Origin of the sequence: Zunongwangia sp. (assembly GCF_048269745.1) — a bacterium.
Taxonomy (GTDB): domain Bacteria; phylum Bacteroidota; class Bacteroidia; order Flavobacteriales; family Flavobacteriaceae; genus Zunongwangia.
Genome location: NZ_JBLXIB010000001.1, coordinates 153,677 through 174,245 on the forward strand (window position 1 = coordinate 153,677; position 20,569 = coordinate 174,245).

Sequence of the window (20,569 nt, forward strand, 5' to 3'; positions counted from 1 at the left end):
TCTTTAAGAATTTATTACTAAAACAAGGATTGTTGCTGGGAAGGACTCTCCAATTCTAGCAACCATTTTTTTCGTGATAAACCACCTGAATAACCTGTTAAAGATCCATCTGAGCCTATTACGCGATGGCAAGGGATAACAATCCAGAGTGGGTTTTTCCCATTTGCAGAAGCAACGGCACGTATGGCTTTTGGATTGCCCAATTTTTTTGAGAGTTCTAAGTAACTACAGGTTTTTCCGTAATCGATATGTAATAACTCTTTCCATACTTTTTGCTGAAATTCTGTACCTTCCGGATTAATCGGAAAACTGAATTTAGTGCGTTCTTTTTTAAAATATTCACTTAGTTGAAGTCTTGCTTGTAGTAAGCATTTCGGAATATCGATATCATCTTTAAACGAAGATTGGTTATCAATAATTTTTATTTCAGAAACACCATTTTTACTACCCGTTAGTTGAGCGGTTGCTATCGGAGTTTTTAGGTAAATCGTCTTTTTCATGTTCCAATTTTTCGGGTTGGGCTTCTTCTCTTCGTTGGATAAGACCTAAGCGTTTTGCTCTGCGTTCCCAATTTTTACGAGCTAGCTTTTGCATATCTTCAATATTATCGCTTTCATCCATAATCTCTAAGCCAAGCAGGGTTTCAATAATATCTTCCATAGTTACTAAGCCTACAACATTTCCAAATTCATCACTAACCATGGAAATATGGGTGCGTTTTCTAATAAATATATCGAAAAGATCGGGAATAGCAACTTCAGATGTGGTGACAAAAATTTCTCTCTTTAAAGATGATAATGGGCTTTTTCCGTTTTGTTTAATCATTTCTTCCAACACATCATCTTTCAAAATAAACCCTGAAATGTTGTTGGATTTATCTTTATAAACCGGTATTCGAGAGAATTTTAAATTTCTGTGGGAATGATGAAAATCTTCTATGGTTATTGCTTCATCTTCGGTAATTGCTACAGAAAAAGGTGTCATAATATCTTTTGCTTCAACAGATTTGAAGATGAGCATATTTTTAATAACGGTGCTTTCATTTTCTTCAAAAACACCCTCTTCTTCAGCAGCTTCCGTTATTGCAGCAAATTCTTCACGACTCATGGTATTTACCTTAGCAGATTTTCCGATTAGTCGGGTAGTTAACATTAAAAGCCATAATATTCCTGTATATTTTATGGGAGCAATCATAAATCGCAAGGTATTTGCGGTAAAATAGCCTAGCCTGTCCCAATAAGTAGCTCCTAAAGTTTTTGGAATAATTTCAGAAAGGATTAAAATTCCCAAAGTAAGTAGCCCTGAGACAACCCCAACGGCATTACTACCATCTCCAAAGGTTTTTTCGGCTTGGACTCCCACTAAAATAGAACCTACAGTATGAGCTACCGTATTAATAGTCAAAATTGCAATTAAAGGTTTGTCGATATCTTTTTTGAAATTCGCTAAAACTTCGGCGTATTTTTTCCCTTCTTGCTTTTTTATTTTAATATATGCAGGCGTAAAGCTTAGTAGTGCAGCTTCTAAAATTGAGCACATAAACGAAAATAAAATAGAAAATGCAGCAAAAACTAGGAGTAAACCCATTATTGATTTTTAGTTTTAAAGGCCTAAATTAATTATTAAAAAACTAAAAACTTTGAAAGAAATTATAAAATATGAAGTGTAATTTGGTAGTACTGAACAATGAAAAATTATTTTATTATTGAAAATAGCCTCAATTACAAATTTATAATTGAGGCTGTTTTTTTATCTTTTTTACAATAGTTTTTATTGTAATAATTTTGCAGCTTCTTTAGCGAAATAGGTAGAAATAATACTAGCTCCAGCTCGCTTAATACAAAATAGTTGTTCTAATACAATTTTATCGTGATCTAGCCAACCTTTTTCGGCAGCAGCTTTAATCATGGCGTATTCTCCGGAAACATGATATACCGCAACAGGAACATCTACATTATCTTTAACTTCTCGAACTATATCTAAATAAGCCATACCTGGTTTTACCATTACAATATCAGCTCCTTCATCTACATCGTCTATAGCTTCTTTAATGGCTTCAATTCGGTTGGCATAATCCATTTGATAGGTTTTTTTATTCTTTGGAATAGCTTCTGTACTTTCCTTAGGAGCAGAATCTAGCGCATCTCTAAACGGACCGTAAAAGGCTGAAGCATATTTAGCACTATAGCTCATAATTCCAACATTATGGAAACCGTTTTCTTCTAAGCCATTGCGGATAGCAAGAATGCGCCCATCCATCATATCGCTAGGTGCAACGAAATCGGCCCCCGCTTCAGCATGGCTAATACTCATTTGTGTTAGCGCATCTACGGTAGCATCGTTAATAATTTGTCCATTTTCGATAATTCCATCGTGGCCGTAAATTGAATAGGGATCTAACGCTACATCTGGCATTACTATCATTTCCGGTACAGCATCTTTAATTGCTTTTATGCTTTGTTGCATTAGGCCATCTTTATTCCATGCTTCTTTACCGGTGTTATCTTTTAGATTTTCACTGACTTTCACATAAAGATTTACCGCTTTTACACCTAGATTCCATAATTCTTTAACTTCTTTTACCGTGCCATCTATCGATTGGCGGTAAATTCCGGGCATCGACGGTATTTCTGTTTTTATTCCTTTCCCTTCCGCAATAAACATCGGAAACATAAAATCTTGCGGACTTAAATTTGTTTCGCGAACTAAACTTCTTATTGATTCATTAGTTCGTAATCTTCTATTTCTTCGTAATGGAAACATAATTTTTTAGTATCAATTCAAAATTCTAGTGATCTATTCTATACCCAATCTTTGGGTTTCTTTAAAACCTCTAGGAGTTTTTCTTCTTTGGTTCCTGGTTGAGGTTGATGATCGTACACCCACTGTGCATGTGGAGGTAAGCTCATTAAAATACTTTCAATCCGCCCATTGGTTTTTAGTCCGAATAGTGTGCCTTTATCGTGAACTAGATTAAATTCTACATAGCGCCCGCGTCTTATTTCTTGCCAATCACGATGTTGTTTTTCGTAGTTAAGCATTTTCCTCTTTTCTACAATTGGAACGTAAGCTTCCAGAAAACTATCACCTATTTCAGTAACAAAATTATACCAATCTTTAATGCTATATTCTTCAGAATCTTTTAGATAATCGAAAAATAATCCACCAATTCCTCTAGCTTCATCTCGATGTGCATTCCAGAAATATAGGTCGCATCTTTTCTTATATTCTAAATAAAAGTTAGGGTCGTGTTTATCGCAAGCATTTTTTGAAACTTGATGAAAATGAATAGCATCTTCCTCAAAAAGATAATAAGGCGTTAGATCTTGCCCTCCACCAAACCATTGGTTAATTATAGTTCCATCTTTATCGTACATTTCGAAATAGCGCCAATTGGCATGGACAGTAGGAACCATAGGGCTTTTTGGATGAATGACTAAGCTTAATCCGCAAGCAAAGAAATTTACATCACCAACTTTAAAGTAGCTTTGCATAGCAGGAGGTAAAGGCCCGTGAACGGCAGAAATATTTACGCCTCCTTTTTCAAATACATTGCCGTTTTCAATCACGCGAGTGCGGCCACCACCACCTTCTTCTCGTTCCCAAAAGTCTTGTTGAAATTTAGCTTTGCCATCTACTTCTTCAAGTTTTGTTGTAATTCGATCTTGAAGATCTTGTATATATTGGTAAAATTCATCCTTCATACTAGTCATTGGTCCAGCTTCTTGCGTCATTAATTTTTTGTGTTAGGCTGAATGAAAATGTTTTACTTATTTCTTGAGAGGTTTGGTAAATACAAAGTGTTTTACGGGCTAAATCGGACTGTTTTTCTTCTGCTTCTAGAGGAATGCTATTCAATAAAACATCGGCAAGAGATTCATATTGAGAAGCTTCTAATTTTAAACTAGCCAATACTTCCATTAGTTTTTCTTGAGAAAGTTGCTCTATTTCATCGAAACTTAATCCTAAACCTTCTTTTAGTTTACTATTTAGGATATTTCTGATTTTTCTCCACTCATCAGGTAGAAAGCCAAGTTCTAATAATGAAGCAATTATTTTATCGATTTCCTCATTTTTTTCATCTCTAAGTCCTTTACTAAGCATAACTTAATTTTTTGTGTATCCCAATTTATTTAATTTGGTGTAATTGGATTTATTTCTGAAATTTTAACGACAGATTTCATTAATTCTTGCTTTGTACTTTAATTATAATTTCCAAAAATCTGTTGACTAACTTTACTTTTAAGTAAACCCGAACATCTAACTATCATTTTATTAGTAGTCGCTGTTTTTATAAACTTGCCATATTCTTGCCCAAATTGCCATTATCTTGGCTTATATTCTTTAACAGCATCTACAAATGCTTGTGCATTTCTAACCGGAATATCTGGTAAAATACCATGCCCTAAATTGGCGATGTATCGATCTTTGCCAAATTCATCGATCATTTTAGTAGTCATTTTTTTAATTTCCTGTGGGGTAGAATATAATCTAGACGGATCAAAATTGCCTTGCAACGGAATTTTTCCGCCACTTAAATACCGAGCATTAGTGGCTGAACATGTCCAATCAACACCTATAGCAGCAGCCCCAGAATTGGCCATTTCTTTTAATGCAAACCAACAACCTTTACCATAAGCAATTACTGGAATATCGTCTTTTAATGCATCAATAATTTGCTGAATATATTTCCAAGAATAAATTTGATAATCTGTAGGAGATAATAAGCCTCCCCAAGAATCGAATATCTGGATAGCATCTACACCGGCTTCTACTTTTCCTTTTAAATAAGCAATTGTAGTATCTGTAATTTTTTGTAGTAATACTTGTGCTGCATCTGGGCGTTTAAAACAAAATTCTTTCGCTTTATCAAAGTTTTTTGAACCTTGTCCTTGTACCAGGTAACATAAAATTGTCCACGGAGAACCTGCAAAACCAATTAACGGAACGTCATTATTTAAACGCTCTTTAGTTAGCTTAATGGCATCGTAAACATAACCTAATTCTTCGTATACATCCGGTACTACAATGTTGTTTACATCAAGCGGACTACGAACCGGATTAGGTAAAAATGGCCCAACACCGGGTTTCATTTCGATTTCGATATTCATTGCTTGGGGAACCACTAAAATATCACTGAATAAAATAGCTGCATCTGTACCAACTTGCTCGATAGGCATTGTGGTAATTTCGGCTGCTAATTCTGGAGTGCGACAACGCGTAAAGAAATCATATTTTTCTTTTAGCTTCATAAAGTCTGGTAAATAGCGTCCTGCTTGGCGCATCATCCAAACTGGTGGACGCTCTACAGATTCGCCTTTTAAAGCTCTTAAGAAAAGGTCGTTTTTAATCATGCTTTTGGGTTTATTTTAAAATTCAGTAAACTCCGAAATTCTTTAGAAATTACTCAATTTATTTTTATTAAACGTTTTTACTACTTGTACCAGTACATTTTCTATGCTTGGTTTAGTAGCAATTTTAATATTGGTTGTATACTTTTTTATTGCATTTGCTGTGGTTGTGCCAATGCAAAAAGCAATAGAATCGGTCTTTTTATTTTTTTTGAAATAACTTTTTATTCCACTGGGGTTAAAAAATAAAATTCCGTTGAAATCTTGTTGAAATTTGGTATAATTTAAGTTGGTTTTATAAACGGTACGCTCTTCAAAAGACACCTTATTTTTTGTAAGTTCTGATGGAAGCTCGTCTCGGCGTTTATTTCCGCAGAAAAAAAGAAAGTGTTTATGTTGATGATTTTCGATTATTTTTTCAGCTAGTTCTAAGGCATTATCAGCCATCTCAGCAACTTCAATGTTATTTTGCTGAAGTAATAACGCTGTTTTGTTACCTACTACAAAGGCGCTTTTAATTGAAACTTTGCCTTGAATAGCTTTAAAAGCATTTTTGCTGGTGAAAATTGCATGTTCCACAAAATCAATATTCGATAAAAAAGGAAGAAATTCTATAGAAATGGCATTGTACTGTACAAAACCAATTTTTGCATTTAGCAATAATTGCTGTTGTGCAGTGGTAAGTTTTTTTGTGGAAAGTACAGTGGCCATGAGCCTTAATTTAAAACTTCCTTAATTTCTTTCATTAATTCGAAACCTCCTTTAGCTAAAATTTCTTCAGCACAAAGTTTCCCGAATCCAGCTGCATTTTCAGCAACAATTCTTTTTTCTACTTCAAATTTTTGGGTTCCATCTAGACTAAAAAGCGCTCCTTTAAAATGCAGAATATTGTCTTTATCTATTTTTGCTAAACCGCCTATGGGAGCTGTACAGCCGCCTTCTAGTGTTTTTAAAAACTCACGTTCTACATGAACTTCAACATCGCTTTGGTAGTGATTTAATGCCCCAATTGCTTTTCGAATAAACTCATCATTTTCTAAAGCCACCACAAGCATAGCTCCTTGAGCAGGTGCTGGAATCATCCAGTCTAAATTGATGAAGTTTTCAGGTTTAATCTCGATTCTTTCCAGACCGGCAGCAGCAAAAATAGCTCCATTCCAGTTACTATTTTCCAGCTTTTGCATACGTGTATTTACATTTCCACGTAAATCCTCCACGGTATGTTGTGGATATTTATTAAGCCATTGCGATTTTCTACGGAGACTTCCGGTAGCAATAGTCCCGTTAGTTTCTAAAAAATCGGTGCCTTTATGAATTAAAATATCTTTAGTGTTTGCACGCTTTAAAACGGCAGCTTCTACAATTCCTTTAGGTAGTGTGGTTGGTACATCTTTCATGGAATGTACTGCAATATCTACCTTTCCAGTAAGCATGGCAATATCTAAGGTTTTAGTAAAGATGCCAGTAATTCCCATTTCGTAAAGGGGAACGTCTAGATTAAGATCACCGGTTGATTTTACAGGAACAAGTTCAGTTTGATGGCCTAACTTTTCTAATGCAGACTGAACAGTTTTTGCCTGCCACAAAGCCAGCTCGCTGTCTCGTGTTCCTATACGTATTGTTTTATTCATCGTGCTTGCTCTTCTAGCTGAAATACTTTTTGAATGAGTTCTATGCTCTCATCGGTAGAATCGGAATCTTCTTTTAAATGATTAGCAAAACGCTTCATAATTTGCTGAATAATTCGATTACTAACAATTTCAGCTTGCTCATCGTTAAAATCTACTAGTTTTTTACGCTGAAAATCGAGTTCAGCATCTTTCATCATGCCTAACTTTTTCTTTAAAGCCTTAATAGTAGGAGCAAATTTTCTGGTTTCTAACCATTGATTAAATTCTAGCTCGGTTTCAGAAATAATTGCTTCGGCATGCGGAATAAATTTTTTGCGACGTAATAGCGTTTCATCAGTAATTCTGGAAAGTTGATCTAAATGAACTAAAGAAACATTTGGTAGATCAGTCACATTTTCTGCTACATTTTTAGGGATGGAGAGATCCAAAATCAGCAAATCTTTCTTACAATATAAAAGCTCCTTATTAATAGTTGGGTTTTGCGCACTTGTAGCAACTATTAAAATATCAGTATCTCTAATTTCAGCCTGTAGATCAGCATAGTTTTTAACCGTTAATTGAAATTTTCCGGCAATTTTTTCAGCTCTATCTTTAGTACGATTTATTAGAGTAATATGTTTGTTTTGGGTATGTTTTATTAAGTTTTCACAAGTATTTCTTCCTATTTTACCTGTACCAAAGAGTAATATGTTTTTAGTAGATACATTTTCTACATGGTTTAAAATATACTGCACAGAAGCAAAAGAAACTGATGTTGCTCCGGAAGAAAGTTCTGTTTCATTTTTAATACGCTTACTGGCTTGTATAACAGCATTTACCAAACGTTCTATAAATGCATTGGTAAGGCCTAGTTTTTTTGAATGTGCAAATGCCGTTTTAAGCTGGCTTATAATTTCGAAATCTCCTAGTATCTGGCTATCTAAACCTGTCCCTACACGAAATAAATGAGAAATCGCTTGTTTACTTTTATAAACATACGCTACTTTTTCAAACTCTTCTACAGTACCATGGGTGTGTTCACAAAGTAATTTTATAAGCTGAAAGGGATGAGCTGCAAAGCCACAAACCTCTGTGCGGTTGCACGTTGAAGTAACTAATATACCTTCTATTCCTTCTTTCTTCGCTTGCTTTAATAATTTAGACTTAGCGTCTTCATTCAAGCTGAAATGTCCTCTAATTTTGGCATCTGCTTTTTTATAACTAAGACCAATAACGTAAAAATGTCTTCCTTTCGAAATAAAACTTTCCATGAACTTATAGGGATTGCATGGCAAAACTAAGGCATTGTATCTTCAAAAAGTAACGCTGAAAGAACTTTTTGTATCGCTCTCAGTGATTTTAACTCTTTTTGTGGCGCTAGCACCGTAAATAGCTTATTTTTGTAGTACTACCAAAGATTTGAAAACATGTTGTTTAGATTAATTCTAAATAAATTAAACATATTAAGTTATGAATGAAGAGAAAAATATCGCTGTAAGTCTTTCAGAAGAAACAAAGGTTGAAGAAGGATTCTTTATTTTAAAGTTTCAAAATGAGACCTCTGTATCGCAAACAATAGAACGAGAAATAGATAGCAGTTTTATTCAATTTCACTTTATAGTAAAGGGAGAGAGCGAATTCTTGTTCAATAATGGCAGTTATAGTTTACCGCTTTTAGAAGAGAAATCACTTTTACTTTTTAATCCGCAACAAAACTTGCCATTACATTTAAAACTGGGTCCAAAATCTTGGTTAGTTTCATTAGTAATATCTATTCAGAAGTTTCATGCATTATTTTCTGAAGAAGCTGATTATATTGCGTTTTTAAATCCGGAAAATAGAGATAAAAAATATTATAAAGATGCCCCAATTTCCCCATCTATGGCCATTGTGCTTAATCAGGTACTTAATTTTAATTTAACGCCAACCATCAAAAGCTTATACTTTAAAGCAAAAGCCTACGAGCTGTTGAGTTTATATTTTAATAGAGCAGAAGATGCAAATGTGGAACAATGCCCATTTTTAAGTGATGAAGAAAATATTTTGAAGATACGAAAAGCTAAGGATATTGTTATTTCTAGAATGGCAGAACCACCATCGCTACAAGAATTATCTGAAGAAATTAACTTAAGTTTAAAACGCTTAAAAGAAGGATTTAAGCAAATTTACGGAGATTCGGTTTATAGTTTTTTATTTCATTATAAAATGGAATACGCTCGTAAACTTTTGGATAGTGGAGAGTTTAATGTAAATGAAGTTGGTTTAAAAGTAGGTTACAGTACAGCAAGCCATTTTATAGCGGCGTTTAAGAAGAAGTTTGGAACTACACCTAAAAAGTATTTATTGTCGTTGCCTTCTAATCCACAATAAAAATAGATTTCAAAATATCAACTATTAATAATATCCCAGTAAGGTTTTTTTAGAATAGAAGAAAATAAAAATTCAGCATAACAAAAAACAATAGCTCTAAAGATACTTTTTATAAATAATGAAGTCATTACAGCGCAATAGTTGTAATTTTGAAATAGCAAAAAAGAGACAGACAGATATGAGCAAAGGTGTACTTCTTGTTAATTTAGGATCTCCCGATAGTACCGATCCAAAAGATGTTAAAAAATATTTAGGGGAATTTTTAATGGATGGTCGAGTAATCGATTTACCTTATTTTTTTAGAGCCTTATTAGTAAAAGGTATTATTTTAAATACTCGTCCTAAAAAATCGGCAGCAGCCTATCAAAAAATTTGGTGGGAAGAAGGGTCTCCATTAATTGTGCTTTCTGAAAGATTGCAGAAAAAAGTAGATGAGAGCACCAGTGTACCCATTGCACTTTCTATGCGTTATGGTACACCAAGTATTTACGACGGTTTAAAAGAATTGCATGATAAAGGAGTAAAAGAGGTGTTGCTTTTTCCTTTATATCCTCAATTTGCAATGGCTACTACTGAAACTATTTTAGTGTTAGCTGAAGAAATAAGACAACAACATTTTCCGGATATGCAGTTTACATCTGTCCCTGCATTTTATAATCATCCCGATTATATACGAGTTTTAGCTAATAGCATTCAAGAAACTTTAAATGGAAAAGATATCGAGCATTTATTGTTTTCGTATCACGGAGTTCCGGAAAGACATATAAAAAAGAGCGACATTACAAATTCTCATTGTAAGCTAGATGGTAGTTGTTGCCAAACAGCTTCCTCTGCTCATCAATTTTGTTACCGTCACCAATGTTTTGAAACAACCCGTTTGGTTGCTAAATATCTTAATTTAAAAGAAGGTAGCTATAGTGTCAGTTTTCAATCTAGATTAGGTTTCGATCCATGGTTAAAACCTTATACAGACCGGACAATAGAACGTTTTGGAAAAGAAGGAAAGACAAAATTAGCGATTGTAACTCCGGCTTTTGTTTCAGATTGTTTAGAAACTTTAGAAGAGATTGCGATGGAAGGAAAAGAAATTTTTGAAGAAGTAGGAGGCGAAGAGTTCCACGTAGTTCCATGTTTAAACGATCGAGAAGAGTGGGTTAAAATGTTATCTCGTTGGGTAGATGAATGGGCTCATCAAAAGCCTGTAAATGTATAATGGCTAAAGTAAGCTCTGAAGATTTAGGAAATAAACCCATAGGTAAATTATTACTGAAGCAAGCTGCACCAGCATCTATAGGAATTTTGGTGATGTCGCTTAATGTTCTAGTAGATACCATTTTTGTAGGAAATTGGATAGGTTCTACCGCAATTGCAGCAATAAATGTAGTATTGCCTATTTCATTTTTTATAGCTGCTTTAGGAATGTCTATTGGTATTGGTGGAGCTTCTATTATTTCTAGAGCCTTAGGAGCCGGTAATACTTTAAAAGCCTCTAATACTTTTGGTAACCAAATACTACTAACAATTAGTTTATGTACAGTTTTAGTAGGTGTAGGACTTTTGTTTGCTGATTCACTTATTCCTGCTTTTGGAGGAAAAGGAGCTATTTTTGAACCTGCCAAAATTTATTACCGAGTTGTACTTTACGGCGTACCCATTTTAGCTTTAAACATGGTTGGGAATAATGTAATGAGAGCAGAAGGGAAACCAACCTTTGCTATGGTAGGCATGATTGTACCTTCTATTGCTAACATTATAGGCGATTATATTTTTATAAATGTTTTAGACTGGGGCATGTATGGTGCAGCTTGGGCAACAACAGGTTCGTATATACTTTGTTTTTGTTATATATTTTTCTTCTTTATTTCTAAAAAGTCAGAATTAAAATTAAGATTATCCCATTTTAAAATCAATTTTTCAATTTTTAGAGAAATAGGATCTTTAGGTTTTGTAACCTTAGCTCGGCAAGCAGTAGTTAGTATTATTTATTTATTAATGAATAATATTTTGTTTGATTTAGCCGGAGAAAGTGGCGTAGCAGTATATGCAATAATTGGTAGAATGCTGATGTTTGCTTTATTCCCGGTATTAGGGATTACGCAAGGATTTTTACCAATTGCTGGGTATAATTACGGTGCAAAAAATTATGACAGAGTCCGTAAATCAATCAATAAGGCCATTATTTCAGCCTGTATTTTAGGGGTATTAATTTTTATCTCAATAATGTTTTTTGCCGATGGAATCGCCGGTGTTTTTACATCAGATCAAGATATACTTTCTAGAGCTCCAAATGCTATGCGCTGGGTGTTTGCTGCCACACCAATAATAGCCTTACAGCTGATAGGAGCTGCATATTTCCAAGCAATTGGCAAAGCACTCCCAGCATTATTATTAACGCTTTCTCGACAGGGATTCTTTTTAATACCGTTAGTTCTAATTTTGCCGAAATATTACGGTGAATTAGGGGTTTGGATTAGTTTCCCTATAGCTGATGTACTTTCTACTATAATTACCGGATATTTTGTAAATCGAGAAATTCGTCAAAATTTAAAAGCAAGTCAAAATAGCTAAATAGCAATAATTTTTTAATCAGCATTATCTTTGATATTTAAAACAATTCTGGCCGATTTTAATATTTCTATTAAATAGCTTGAAAAAACAATCTGTTTTTAGACCGCTCTTTATATTTTTGGGGTTATAGTTTTAAATTTTACGCTTTTGGAATATTATAATTACATAAAATCGCTACATCTTATTTTTGTAATCACATGGTTTGCCGGTCTTTTTTATATTCCAAGATTGTTTGTTTATCAGATTGAAGCATCTGAGAAACCCGAACCCGATAAGTCGATTTTGGGATATCAATTAAAATTGATGGCTAAGCGACTTTGGAATATCATAACTTGGCCTTCGGCAATATTGGCTACATTTTTTGCGATAATTTTATTAGTATTACAACCAGTATGGTTGCAACAACCCTGGATGCATGTTAAACTAGGGTTTGTCGTGCTTTTAATCGCCTATCATTTAAAAACACATCAAATATTCAAGCAACTACAGGCAGACGTTGTAAAATATACTTCTAACCAGATGCGAATTTGGAATGAAGGCGCTACAATTATATTATTCGCCGTAATATTTTTGGTTATTGTTAGGGATGCTTTAAATTGGATTTACGGAGTCTTATCTATATTTTTATTAGGTATTTTACTAATGTTAGGCATTAAACTGTATAAAAAAATTCGGAATAAAAATCCCGAAGCTTAGTTGGTGCGATAATTGCTAAACGTGGCATAAGTACAATTATATGAAGCTGTTAAAACTTTCTTTACGAACCCGTATTTTCATTTCCATGATTTTATTGGTTTTAGGGGCTTCCATATTAATTGCTACAGTTAGTGTATTTCAATATAAAGCAGAAGCAGAAACCTATCATCAAAAAAGGCTAGAGCGTAAAGAGCAGGCTATACGAGAAAATATAAACTTTGTATTAGCCAATACAACTTACATGGTGAAAACCGAAAATATTCCCGCCATTTTTAAAGAACGCCAAAAAATTTATGAGATGGCTCAGGTTCACCAAATGGAAATTAATATTTACGATTTGGAAGGGCGGCTTTTAATTAGTTCTAAAGAGCAATTTTTTAAAGATACCACGGATTATTTAATCCCAAAAAAAATAATAGAACGCTTAGATAATGCCCCCAGCCGACGTTATTTACATAAAACAGAAAGAGATCATAAAAAATACCAATCTTCTTATACATATATAACGGATAATAAGTTTAAACCGCTGGCAATATTAAACCTACCTTATTTACAAGACGACTCTAAATTGAATCGAGATTTGAAAGATTTTTTAATGCGCTTGGCGGAAGTTTATCTATTTATGCTGATGCTAGCCATTATTTTAGCCTACTTCCTTTCAAAATATATTACTAAATCACTGAATATAATTTCAGAAAAAATTAATCAGACTCGCTTAGATAAACGAAATCAAAAAATAGAGATTACTAATGCTTCCGAAGAAATTTATGCCTTAGTAGCAGCCTACAATAGCATGATAGACGATTTGGAAGAAAGTGCTGTTAAATTAGCTACTAGCGAGCGAGAACAAGCCTGGCGTGAAATGGCTAAACAGGTAGCGCACGAAATTAAAAATCCGCTTACACCTATGCGATTAAGTGTGCAAAGTTTTGAGCGCAGATTTGATAAAGACGATCCGGAAATCGATCAAAAGTTAAAAGAATTTTGCTCAACCTTAATAAATCAGATCGATACTATGAGTTCTATTGCTTCTGCATTTTCAAATTTTGCAAAAATGCCGGCTCAGCAAAACGAAATCCTCAACGTACCTAAAATCACGAAATTAGCGCTAGATATATTCAATGAAAATTATATATCTTTTTATACCCAAAAAAATGAAATTTTAGCCAAATTCGATCGCACTCAGCTTATACGAGTTGTTACAAATTTGGTAAAAAATGCTATTCAGGCACTAGATGAGGTTACTGATCCAAAAATTGTAGTAAGTGTAGAAGAAGAAGAAAAAATGGTTTGTATTTGCGTGTCTGATAATGGGCACGGGATAACATCAGAAAATAGTGATAAGATTTTTGAGCCTAAATTTACAACCAAGAATAGCGGAATGGGCTTAGGTTTAGCAATGGTTAAAAAAATTGTAGAAACCTATAAAGGAAGCATAAATTTTACCTCTAAACCAGACAAAGGCACTATATTTAAAGTACGTTTTCCTAAGAAAACTGAAAATAAATAAATTGAATGAGTTTTTTTGAAAAATCCGACCTTATGGAGTTTGAGAATATTATTGTAGAGGCAGAAGAAGGAATACAGTACATAACTATTAATAGACCTTCAAAATTAAATGCACTTAATAAAGCAACCATTAAAGAGTTGCATGAAGCTTTTAAAGATGCTGAAACCGATAAAGAAATAAAAGTGGTTATTATATCTGGAAGCGGAGAAAAAGCTTTTATAGCCGGAGCAGATATTAGTGAGTTTGCTGATTTTTCTACAGAAGAAGGAAGACAATTGTCTGCTGAAGGGCATGATATTTTATTTGATTATGTTGAAAATTTTCCGAAACCCGTAATTGCAGCAATCAATGGTTTTGCTTTAGGAGGCGGATTAGAACTTGCTATGGCAGCACATTTTAGAATTGCTTCTGAAAATGCCAAAATGGGGTTGCCGGAAGTTTCATTAGGTTTAATTCCAGGCTATGGAGGGACGCAGCGCTTATCGCAACTTGTGGGTAAAGGTCGCGCTATGGAGATGATTATGACTGCCGGAATGATTGATGCTAACCAAGCCTTGCAATATAATTTAGTAAACCATGTAACTCCACAAGAGGAATTAATAGAGTTTGCTGAAAAAATAGCTGAAAAAATAATGAATAACTCTATGGTAGCCATTAGTGCTGCAATAAAAGCTATAAATGCAAATTTTGAAAAAAGTGTTGATGGTTTTGAAATTGAAATTAAAGAGTTTGGTAAAGCTTTTGGAACTGAAGATTTTAAAGAAGGAACTTCTGCTTTTTTAAATAAACGAAAAGCCGATTTTCCTGGGAAGTAATATTTTATCTTTTTATAATTATGTGGCGCTATTTCAAATAAGTTGGATAGCGCCACAAGTTTTTATATTTAAGTAGACTTTTATATTACTGATACCTATTTTCAAAAAAATCTCTGGCACTTCTCAAAATAGACCCTTCAATGATTTTATCCAACTTTAAATCTATTTCTATTCCACTAAATAAAGTATAGTGTAGTGCCACGAACCCAAAATCTTCTGAATAGTAAGCTTTTAACCGCGATTGGCCTATTTCTGAAGTTGCAATTGCATTTATCACTGAACATTCTATTTCCCCAAATGGAGTATTTAAAATTTCAGTTTCAGTAATTTCATATTTATAATTTAGTAGCAAACGATCATTCCATTCTCCCCATAGTTTATTTCCCCAGTGTTTACCTATACTCATGCTGTCTTTCCATTGAAAACCTACAGGTTTATTTTTTACGATATATGGAAAAGGACAAGTTTCCAGCGCTTTGAAAAATCCGTTTCTAGGAGGGTGCAACCAAATATTCTTCTGATTTTCTACAATTCCTGTCGCTGAAATTGAAGTAGGATTAGGCTCGTAACTATAATAAATTTCAGTTTGATGTTTATTTGTTCTTTGAAACAATTTTGGTTTGATAACTGTTAAATGAACTTCAGTTATCGCTGCTGAATCACAATTTTTAGTGAGTTGAATTGAATTATCTTCGTTATTTTTGATATAAAGAACTTCTCCATTATTTTCAATATTTATGTTGAAAACAAACTGTTTTCCTAATGTGTAAATCGTATTGTTTTTATCGATTTTGGATTTTTCGATTTCAACGCCGTCATATTGTTGGCATATTCCACTGAAAGAAATCAAAAGGCTAATAATTAAGCTGGTTTTAGTCATTTTGCTGATTTATATTAAGATTAAAATCATTCCAAAATTCAGGATTATATTCTACATGGTTTAAAAGCGTTTCATTTTCCTCTCCAAAATGTTCATATTTTATTTCCTCTACATCCTCAAATTCATAATCGTATAGATAAGAGTTTATTTCGAAAACATTATTGACTTTTTTGCCATTTTTATATTCTCCTTCCTTGTATGCTCTTCTAAAATACCTAGATGGATAATATTTGCCATTATAGATTTTATTATAATAAGCTATATTTTCTTCCTTTATAATAAGGCTTCTTTCTTTTTGGTAATCTCTCCTATCAGAATAGTGCTTTTCAACTTCTTTTTCATCTAAATGGGTTTCCCAGTTTTCCACCACCTTAGTGATGGCAAAACTAGCTTTATCAATATATACTTTGCCGGAATATGAAGTAGGATAGCCTCTATTGGTATAATTCCATTTATTTCGGCTGGTTTTGAATGCAATAATATAATTGCCTTTATCCTCCGGTAATCCTGAGCTTACAAATTCTAGATCGAACTTTTTATATTTTCGTTTATGTAAAATATTGGCGTAACGAATAGGATCTTCGCGATAACCAAAGAATTGTCTTGTATTTTTATAAGCGTTACCTACCAGATTTTTATTCCAGCGTATTTGTTCTACTCGTTTATCAGTCACATATTCAGATTTAAAACCGTTATCATAATTCTTCGTAATCAGGTCTAAATCAATAAAAGTAGTATCTTTAGTATTGAGTATAATATGGCTATAGCGTTGATAATTAAAGTCATCTTTCGAATGATTCTTATACTTTGCTTTAACTGCTTTTTTTAATACCGAAATTGGAGTAAGATGTGCCGAAATTACAACTTCAGCCAAACTCTCAAAACTAGGATTAAGTGATATTTCTTTTGGTAAATTATTAAGCGAAATTGTTTTGCTTTCATATCCTATTGAAGAAATTTCGACGGAAGATTCCTTAAACATTCTATCGTTAATTGTAAGCTCAAAATGGCCGTTTTCATCGGCAACTCTATAAATTTGCTCATCCTTCATAATCAAATTCGCAAAAGCTACCGGTTCGTTATTGGCAGCGTCTATAAGTTTTCCTTTTAATCTGATGATTCTACCAGACTTTTCTTTTTCAGCCTTCGGCGAAGCGATTTTATTTTCTGTTATAGTATCTTCTTTAGCCTCAGTTATTGCTTTCTTTTCGCTTTTAGGTAAGCTTGCTTGTTTAAAGAATATATAGCTATCATGAAATTCATTTAATCGAAGGTTATAAAAATTTATAAAACTTAATAACCGAGAATCGTAAGAATTATCCATTGCTTTTTGATGCGCATCTATAAACAAATAATCAGCTTCTTTTTTAAGAATAATATCCTCAAAAGAGCCAGTTTTAATAGGTGTTTTTTCCCATTTTCTTCTTCCATAATCATATAGAGAGTCGTTAGCATGAATGGTTGCCAAGCTATATACGTTATCCTGAAGTTTTTCCTTGATATAATTTCCTGCGGAAATAAACCCTCCAATTATCGGTTGATTTATGGATGAATTATCTAGCATAATATGAATATTATCGGCCCAAACTATAATTTTTTCTTTAGGGTTTCTTTCAACATAAGAAATTAAATTATCAGCCATTTGAGCATCTCTAAAATTATGCTGTTTATTTGCAAAATCTTCGCTTAAGATAGGCTCCGCATTTTCGTAAACGTCGTTTGCTGAAGCTAAAATGCTTTTAGTGAATTGCCTCCAATAATAGTTTGTTTCAGTGTTTGGTCGTTTTTCAATTTGCCGAATTATAGATTCAATTTCTTTTTTAAACTGGCTAAAATTTAGGTCTGAATCATCGAAAGTTAAATTTTCTAAAATTCCTTCGATTATAATTCCTAAATCATTCTCATCATGTTTTAAACGGAGATTGTTTTCTTCAATGAAATCAAAAAAATCGTCAGTAAAATTTGAGGTGTTTATTACCTGAGAATCAAACCCAATAACTTTAAGGTCATTCGTTTCAATATAATTTACCAGCCGCTGAAATTCTTCATTATTTCCCCAAACTCCAAATATGGCTTTGTTAAACGTATAGGGTTCAAATCCTGTTTGGTTCATTTTCCAGATATCATACATGGGAGATTCTATAGCAATGGTGTTAAAACCTAATTCCTGATGCAGATATTCGATAATCCGAATTTTCATTTCAAAAATATTCGCGTACATATGGGTTTGTTCGCCCATCATAACGACATTTTTTTGTTGGATTTGATTTTTCAGAAATTCTAAATCTTTATAATTTTCACTTTCAGGAGAAGAAAGTGGAATTGTTTCTAGTTGCTGAGCATTTGTAATAAACGATAGTAGAAAAAAAGCTAAGGTTACTATTCTATTCATGTAAATTTGGTTGATGATGGTTTCTATTAATTAAGACGCATATTTTCTAAGAAAGGTTGCCTGATAATTGAAATATTTGAGTTAACGCTTAAGAATATAAATTATTAATTATGTTTTAAAAAGAGGATAAAATCCAAAATAATGGAAAAATTCCATAATTTTGAAATATGTCAATTTCAAATGAGTATATAAAAGGTAGAGGAGCACAAAGCAATGTGGCTAATCGATTTGATGCGCATAATCATGAATTTCGAGATGATTTTTTAAATTACTGTGCTGCTGAAGGTGATGATTTTCAAGAAAGTAAAACAACGATCATCGATACGTTTCCCAAAACCATCGTAAATAAAGTAGCAAGCCCAGATGTGGGAATGGAATTTTCCCTCAATCCTTATCAGGGTTGTGAACATGGTTGTATTTATTGTTATGCAAGGAATTCTCATGAATATTGGGGTTTCAGCGCTGGATTGGATTTTGAACAGAAAATTCTGGTTAAAAGAAACGCAGTAGAATTGCTCGAAAAAAAGCTTCTTAGTAAAAAATGGCAGGCAGTTCCTATAGTTTTATCTGGAAATACAGATTGTTACCAACCAGTAGAAAAGAAGTTAGAAATTACTAGAAAACTACTACAAACTTTTTTGAAATACCGTCATCCGGTAGGGATCATCACTAAAAATGCGTTGGTACTTCGCGATTTAGATATTTTAGAAGAATTGAATAAAGATCATTTAATTCATGTAAATATTTCCATCACCAGCTTACAAGAAGAAACACGCCGAATTTTAGAACCGCGTACGGCGAGTATTAAAAAACGATTAGAAACCGTAGAAAAACTTTCAGCAAGAGGAATTCCCGTAAATGTAATGATGGCACCAATAATTCCTTCCGTAAACAGTCATGAAATTATGCCATTGGTTAAAGAAATAGCCAATCGTGGAGCGCTTAGTGTGGGGTATACTATTGTAAGATTGAATGGTGCCATTGGGGGAATTTTTACTGATTGGATAAAGAAAACTATGCCGGATAGGGCAGAGAAGGTGCTTAATCAAATTGAAAATATTCACGGCGGAAGTTTAAATGACAGCAGATTTGGAACTCGAATGAAGGGCGAAGGTGAGTTTGCCGATCAAGTAAAACAACAGTTTAAAATTGCCAGAAATTTATATTTAAAAGATCGCCAACGTGAGGGATTAAATTGCGATTTACATGAAGATTATAAAGATGGACAGATGAAGTTGTTTTAAACTTTAGCAGGAATTTAGCGAATTATGGTTTTAGGGTTTATAATTTTAAAGAAAAGAGACAAGCCTTATTCTGAATTTTAAATGCTCAATTTTGAATGAGGTTAGTAAGCCTAGAGTTTTTTGTTTCTTTTTTTTGCATCCGACGACCGAAGGGAGAGGAATGCATATAGAAAAAAGAAAAGATTAGAATCAATGAGCTAAAACTATCGAATTCTAAAAAATGCCGAGCTTTATCGAGGCTAAAAACCTTAAATCTTAAACCAAAGCACAATGCCAGAATTACCAGAAGTTGCTTACCAGAAAAAATATGCTGACGCGACGATCTTGCACAAAAAGATCATTGAGGTTGAAACCGGTGATAAGAAAATATATCAGTCAGATAAATTCGATTTTGAAAAGATCCTCAAAGACAATGAATTTGAATCCACTTCGCGAATAGGAAAATATTTATTTCTGAATCTAAAGAAAAACGGAGTGCTGGTAATGCATTTTGGAATGACGGGGAAACTTGATTATTATCAACACGACGATACTCCAAAATACACGCAATTAAAATTAATTTTTGAAGATCATTCCAAATTGGCATTTACCTGTCCGCGAAAATTTGCCAAACTTCATTTAGCAGAAAGTATCGAAGAATTTCAGCAATCTCATAATCTTGGAGTTGATGCTTTGGAAATAACAGAAAATCAATTTTTAAAAATCTGCGAGGGTAGAACTGGCACGATAAAGGGTTTGTTGATGAATCAAAGCTTAATTGCGGGTATCGGTAATATGTATGCTGATGAGGTGTTGTTTCAAACAAAAATTCACCCGAAAACAAAAGTGAATAAATTAAGTGAAAAACAGCTAAAATCAATTTTCGATAAAATTAAAGATATTTTAGAAGTGGTGAAAGAAGCACGAATTGAAGGAAAACGAGTGCCTGAATCTTACCTAACCCGAATTCGAAAAGAAGGCGAAGGCGCCGATTGCCCAAGAAATAATGGTAAAATCGAACAAACCAAAGTTTCAGGTAGAACTACTTATTTCTGTTCCAAGTGCCAACAGCTTGATAGGTGAGAATACTTTTTATGTTTTCATAAAAAAAGGGCTAAGATGTAACAAAATCAGTTTTGTGTTACCAATATTTC

The 20,569-nt window shown here is 33.4% G+C and carries 19 protein-coding genes; 8 read left to right on the forward strand and 11 right to left on the reverse strand.

Annotated features, from left to right (window positions below; translation table 11 throughout):
- Positions 1 to 17: 17 nt before the first annotated feature.
- The 9 genes from ACN0WI_RS00670 to hemA all read right to left on the reverse strand — a co-directional run bounded on the left by ACN0WI_RS00670 (position 18) and on the right by hemA (position 8,232).
- Complete coding sequence (locus ACN0WI_RS00670) at positions 18 to 500, reverse strand: methylated-DNA--[protein]-cysteine S-methyltransferase (protein ID WP_417884679.1); 483 nt, start codon at positions 498 to 500, stop codon at positions 18 to 20.
- A complete protein-coding gene (locus tag ACN0WI_RS00675; protein WP_417884680.1) occupies positions 445 to 1,587 on the reverse strand; it encodes a CNNM domain-containing protein in 1,143 nt (380 codons plus the stop codon). The genes ACN0WI_RS00670 and ACN0WI_RS00675 overlap by 56 nt, the downstream gene beginning before the upstream one ends.
- A 183-nt stretch (positions 1,588 to 1,770) precedes the next feature.
- On the reverse strand, positions 1,771 to 2,763 hold the full coding sequence (hemB, locus tag ACN0WI_RS00680) for a porphobilinogen synthase (protein WP_417884681.1): 993 nt from the start codon (positions 2,761 to 2,763) through the stop codon (positions 1,771 to 1,773).
- Positions 2,764 to 2,801: 38 nt separating this feature from the next.
- Positions 2,802 to 3,704 carry an oxygen-dependent coproporphyrinogen oxidase gene (gene hemF, locus ACN0WI_RS00685; RefSeq protein ID WP_417885088.1) on the reverse strand — a complete coding sequence of 301 codons (903 nt, stop codon included), beginning with the start codon at positions 3,702 to 3,704 and terminating at the stop codon, positions 2,802 to 2,804.
- A gap of 1 nt (position 3,705) precedes the next feature.
- Entirely contained in the window at positions 3,706 to 4,104 is a 399-nt protein-coding gene (locus ACN0WI_RS00690) for a hypothetical protein (RefSeq protein ID WP_417884682.1), read from the reverse strand.
- Positions 4,105 to 4,325: 221 nt separating this feature from the next.
- Positions 4,326 to 5,354, reverse strand: a complete 1,029-nt coding sequence (gene hemE, locus ACN0WI_RS00695; RefSeq protein ID WP_417884683.1) for a uroporphyrinogen decarboxylase — start codon at positions 5,352 to 5,354, stop codon at positions 4,326 to 4,328.
- Positions 5,355 to 5,396: 42 nt separating this feature from the next.
- Positions 5,397 to 6,062, reverse strand: coding sequence for a uroporphyrinogen-III synthase (locus tag ACN0WI_RS00700; protein ID WP_417884684.1), 666 nt, complete (start codon positions 6,060 to 6,062; stop codon positions 5,397 to 5,399).
- Between the two features lie 5 nt (positions 6,063 to 6,067).
- Positions 6,068 to 6,982 (reverse strand): hydroxymethylbilane synthase, encoded by a 915-nt coding sequence (gene hemC / locus ACN0WI_RS00705; protein WP_417884685.1) that lies wholly within the window; start codon positions 6,980 to 6,982, stop codon positions 6,068 to 6,070.
- Entirely contained in the window at positions 6,979 to 8,232 is a 1,254-nt protein-coding gene (hemA, locus tag ACN0WI_RS00710) for a glutamyl-tRNA reductase (protein ID WP_417884686.1), read from the reverse strand. The genes hemC and hemA overlap by 4 nt, the downstream gene beginning before the upstream one ends.
- 199 nt (positions 8,233 to 8,431) lie before the next feature.
- Here hemA and ACN0WI_RS00715 point away from each other — a divergent pair, with 199 nt between their 5' ends.
- From ACN0WI_RS00715 to ACN0WI_RS00740, 6 genes are all read left to right on the forward strand, one after another.
- Positions 8,432 to 9,331 (forward strand): helix-turn-helix transcriptional regulator, encoded by a 900-nt coding sequence (locus ACN0WI_RS00715; protein WP_417884687.1) that lies wholly within the window; start codon positions 8,432 to 8,434, stop codon positions 9,329 to 9,331.
- A gap of 178 nt (positions 9,332 to 9,509) precedes the next feature.
- Positions 9,510 to 10,544: a ferrochelatase gene (hemH, locus tag ACN0WI_RS00720; RefSeq protein WP_417885089.1), complete on the forward strand. Its 1,035-nt coding sequence runs from the start codon at positions 9,510 to 9,512 to the stop codon at positions 10,542 to 10,544.
- Entirely contained in the window at positions 10,544 to 11,899 is a 1,356-nt protein-coding gene (locus ACN0WI_RS00725; RefSeq protein WP_417884688.1) for an MATE family efflux transporter, read from the forward strand. Before hemH ends, ACN0WI_RS00725 begins: the two co-directional genes overlap by 1 nt.
- Before the next feature lie 147 nt (positions 11,900 to 12,046).
- On the forward strand, positions 12,047 to 12,595 hold the full coding sequence (locus ACN0WI_RS00730) for a CopD family protein (RefSeq protein WP_417884689.1): 549 nt from the start codon (positions 12,047 to 12,049) through the stop codon (positions 12,593 to 12,595).
- Positions 12,596 to 12,635: 40 nt separating this feature from the next.
- Entirely contained in the window at positions 12,636 to 14,105 is a 1,470-nt protein-coding gene (locus tag ACN0WI_RS00735) for an ATP-binding protein (protein ID WP_417884690.1), read from the forward strand.
- 32 nt (positions 14,106 to 14,137) lie between these two features.
- Entirely contained in the window at positions 14,138 to 14,920 is a 783-nt protein-coding gene (locus ACN0WI_RS00740; RefSeq protein ID WP_417885090.1) for an enoyl-CoA hydratase/isomerase family protein, read from the forward strand.
- 85 nt (positions 14,921 to 15,005) lie between these two features.
- On the opposite strand, the gene ACN0WI_RS00745 is transcribed toward ACN0WI_RS00740, so the two are convergent.
- Positions 15,006 to 15,800, reverse strand: a complete 795-nt coding sequence (locus tag ACN0WI_RS00745) for a hypothetical protein (protein WP_417884691.1) — start codon at positions 15,798 to 15,800, stop codon at positions 15,006 to 15,008.
- Positions 15,793 to 18,192, reverse strand: coding sequence for an erythromycin esterase family protein (locus tag ACN0WI_RS00750; RefSeq protein ID WP_417884692.1), 2,400 nt, complete (start codon positions 18,190 to 18,192; stop codon positions 15,793 to 15,795). Before ACN0WI_RS00750 ends, ACN0WI_RS00745 begins: the two co-directional genes overlap by 8 nt.
- A 167-nt stretch (positions 18,193 to 18,359) precedes the next feature.
- Here ACN0WI_RS00750 and ACN0WI_RS00755 point away from each other — a divergent pair, with 167 nt between their 5' ends.
- Complete coding sequence (locus ACN0WI_RS00755; protein WP_417884693.1) at positions 18,360 to 19,436, forward strand: PA0069 family radical SAM protein; 1,077 nt, start codon at positions 18,360 to 18,362, stop codon at positions 19,434 to 19,436.
- Positions 19,437 to 19,706: 270 nt separating this feature from the next.
- Positions 19,707 to 20,498: an Fpg/Nei family DNA glycosylase gene (locus ACN0WI_RS00760; protein WP_417884694.1), complete on the forward strand. Its 792-nt coding sequence runs from the start codon at positions 19,707 to 19,709 to the stop codon at positions 20,496 to 20,498.
- The last annotated feature ends 71 nt before the right edge of the window (positions 20,499 to 20,569 follow it).

Excerpts from the sequence above, each read along its gene's own strand:
- ACN0WI_RS00670 (WP_417884679.1), bottom strand. The coding sequence starts at position 500 with ATGAAAAAGACGATTTACCTAAAAACTCCGATAGCAACCGCTCAACTA.
- hemC (WP_417884685.1), bottom strand. The coding sequence starts at position 6,982 with ATGAATAAAACAATACGTATAGGAACACGAGACAGCGAGCTGGCTTTG.
- hemF (WP_417885088.1), bottom strand. The coding sequence starts at position 3,704 with ATGAAGGATGAATTTTACCAATATATACAAGATCTTCAAGATCGAATT.
- ACN0WI_RS00755 (WP_417884693.1), top strand. The coding sequence starts at position 18,360 with ATGTCAATTTCAAATGAGTATATAAAAGGTAGAGGAGCACAAAGCAAT.
- ACN0WI_RS00700 (WP_417884684.1), bottom strand. The coding sequence starts at position 6,062 with ATGGCCACTGTACTTTCCACAAAAAAACTTACCACTGCACAACAGCAA.
- ACN0WI_RS00725 (WP_417884688.1), top strand. The coding sequence starts at position 10,544 with ATGGCTAAAGTAAGCTCTGAAGATTTAGGAAATAAACCCATAGGTAAA.
- hemB (WP_417884681.1), bottom strand. The coding sequence starts at position 2,763 with ATGTTTCCATTACGAAGAAATAGAAGATTACGAACTAATGAATCAATA.
- hemA (WP_417884686.1), bottom strand. The coding sequence starts at position 8,232 with ATGGAAAGTTTTATTTCGAAAGGAAGACATTTTTACGTTATTGGTCTT.
- ACN0WI_RS00740 (WP_417885090.1), top strand. The coding sequence starts at position 14,138 with ATGGAGTTTGAGAATATTATTGTAGAGGCAGAAGAAGGAATACAGTAC.
- ACN0WI_RS00715 (WP_417884687.1), top strand. The coding sequence starts at position 8,432 with ATGAATGAAGAGAAAAATATCGCTGTAAGTCTTTCAGAAGAAACAAAG.
- ACN0WI_RS00750 (WP_417884692.1), bottom strand. The coding sequence starts at position 18,192 with ATGAATAGAATAGTAACCTTAGCTTTTTTTCTACTATCGTTTATTACA.
- ACN0WI_RS00675 (WP_417884680.1), bottom strand. The coding sequence starts at position 1,587 with ATGGGTTTACTCCTAGTTTTTGCTGCATTTTCTATTTTATTTTCGTTT.
- hemH (WP_417885089.1), top strand. The coding sequence starts at position 9,510 with ATGAGCAAAGGTGTACTTCTTGTTAATTTAGGATCTCCCGATAGTACC.
- ACN0WI_RS00760 (WP_417884694.1), top strand. The coding sequence starts at position 19,707 with ATGCCAGAATTACCAGAAGTTGCTTACCAGAAAAAATATGCTGACGCG.
- ACN0WI_RS00745 (WP_417884691.1), bottom strand. The coding sequence starts at position 15,800 with ATGACTAAAACCAGCTTAATTATTAGCCTTTTGATTTCTTTCAGTGGA.
- ACN0WI_RS00735 (WP_417884690.1), top strand. The coding sequence starts at position 12,636 with ATGAAGCTGTTAAAACTTTCTTTACGAACCCGTATTTTCATTTCCATG.
- ACN0WI_RS00690 (WP_417884682.1), bottom strand. The coding sequence starts at position 4,104 with ATGCTTAGTAAAGGACTTAGAGATGAAAAAAATGAGGAAATCGATAAA.
- hemE (WP_417884683.1), bottom strand. The coding sequence starts at position 5,354 with ATGATTAAAAACGACCTTTTCTTAAGAGCTTTAAAAGGCGAATCTGTA.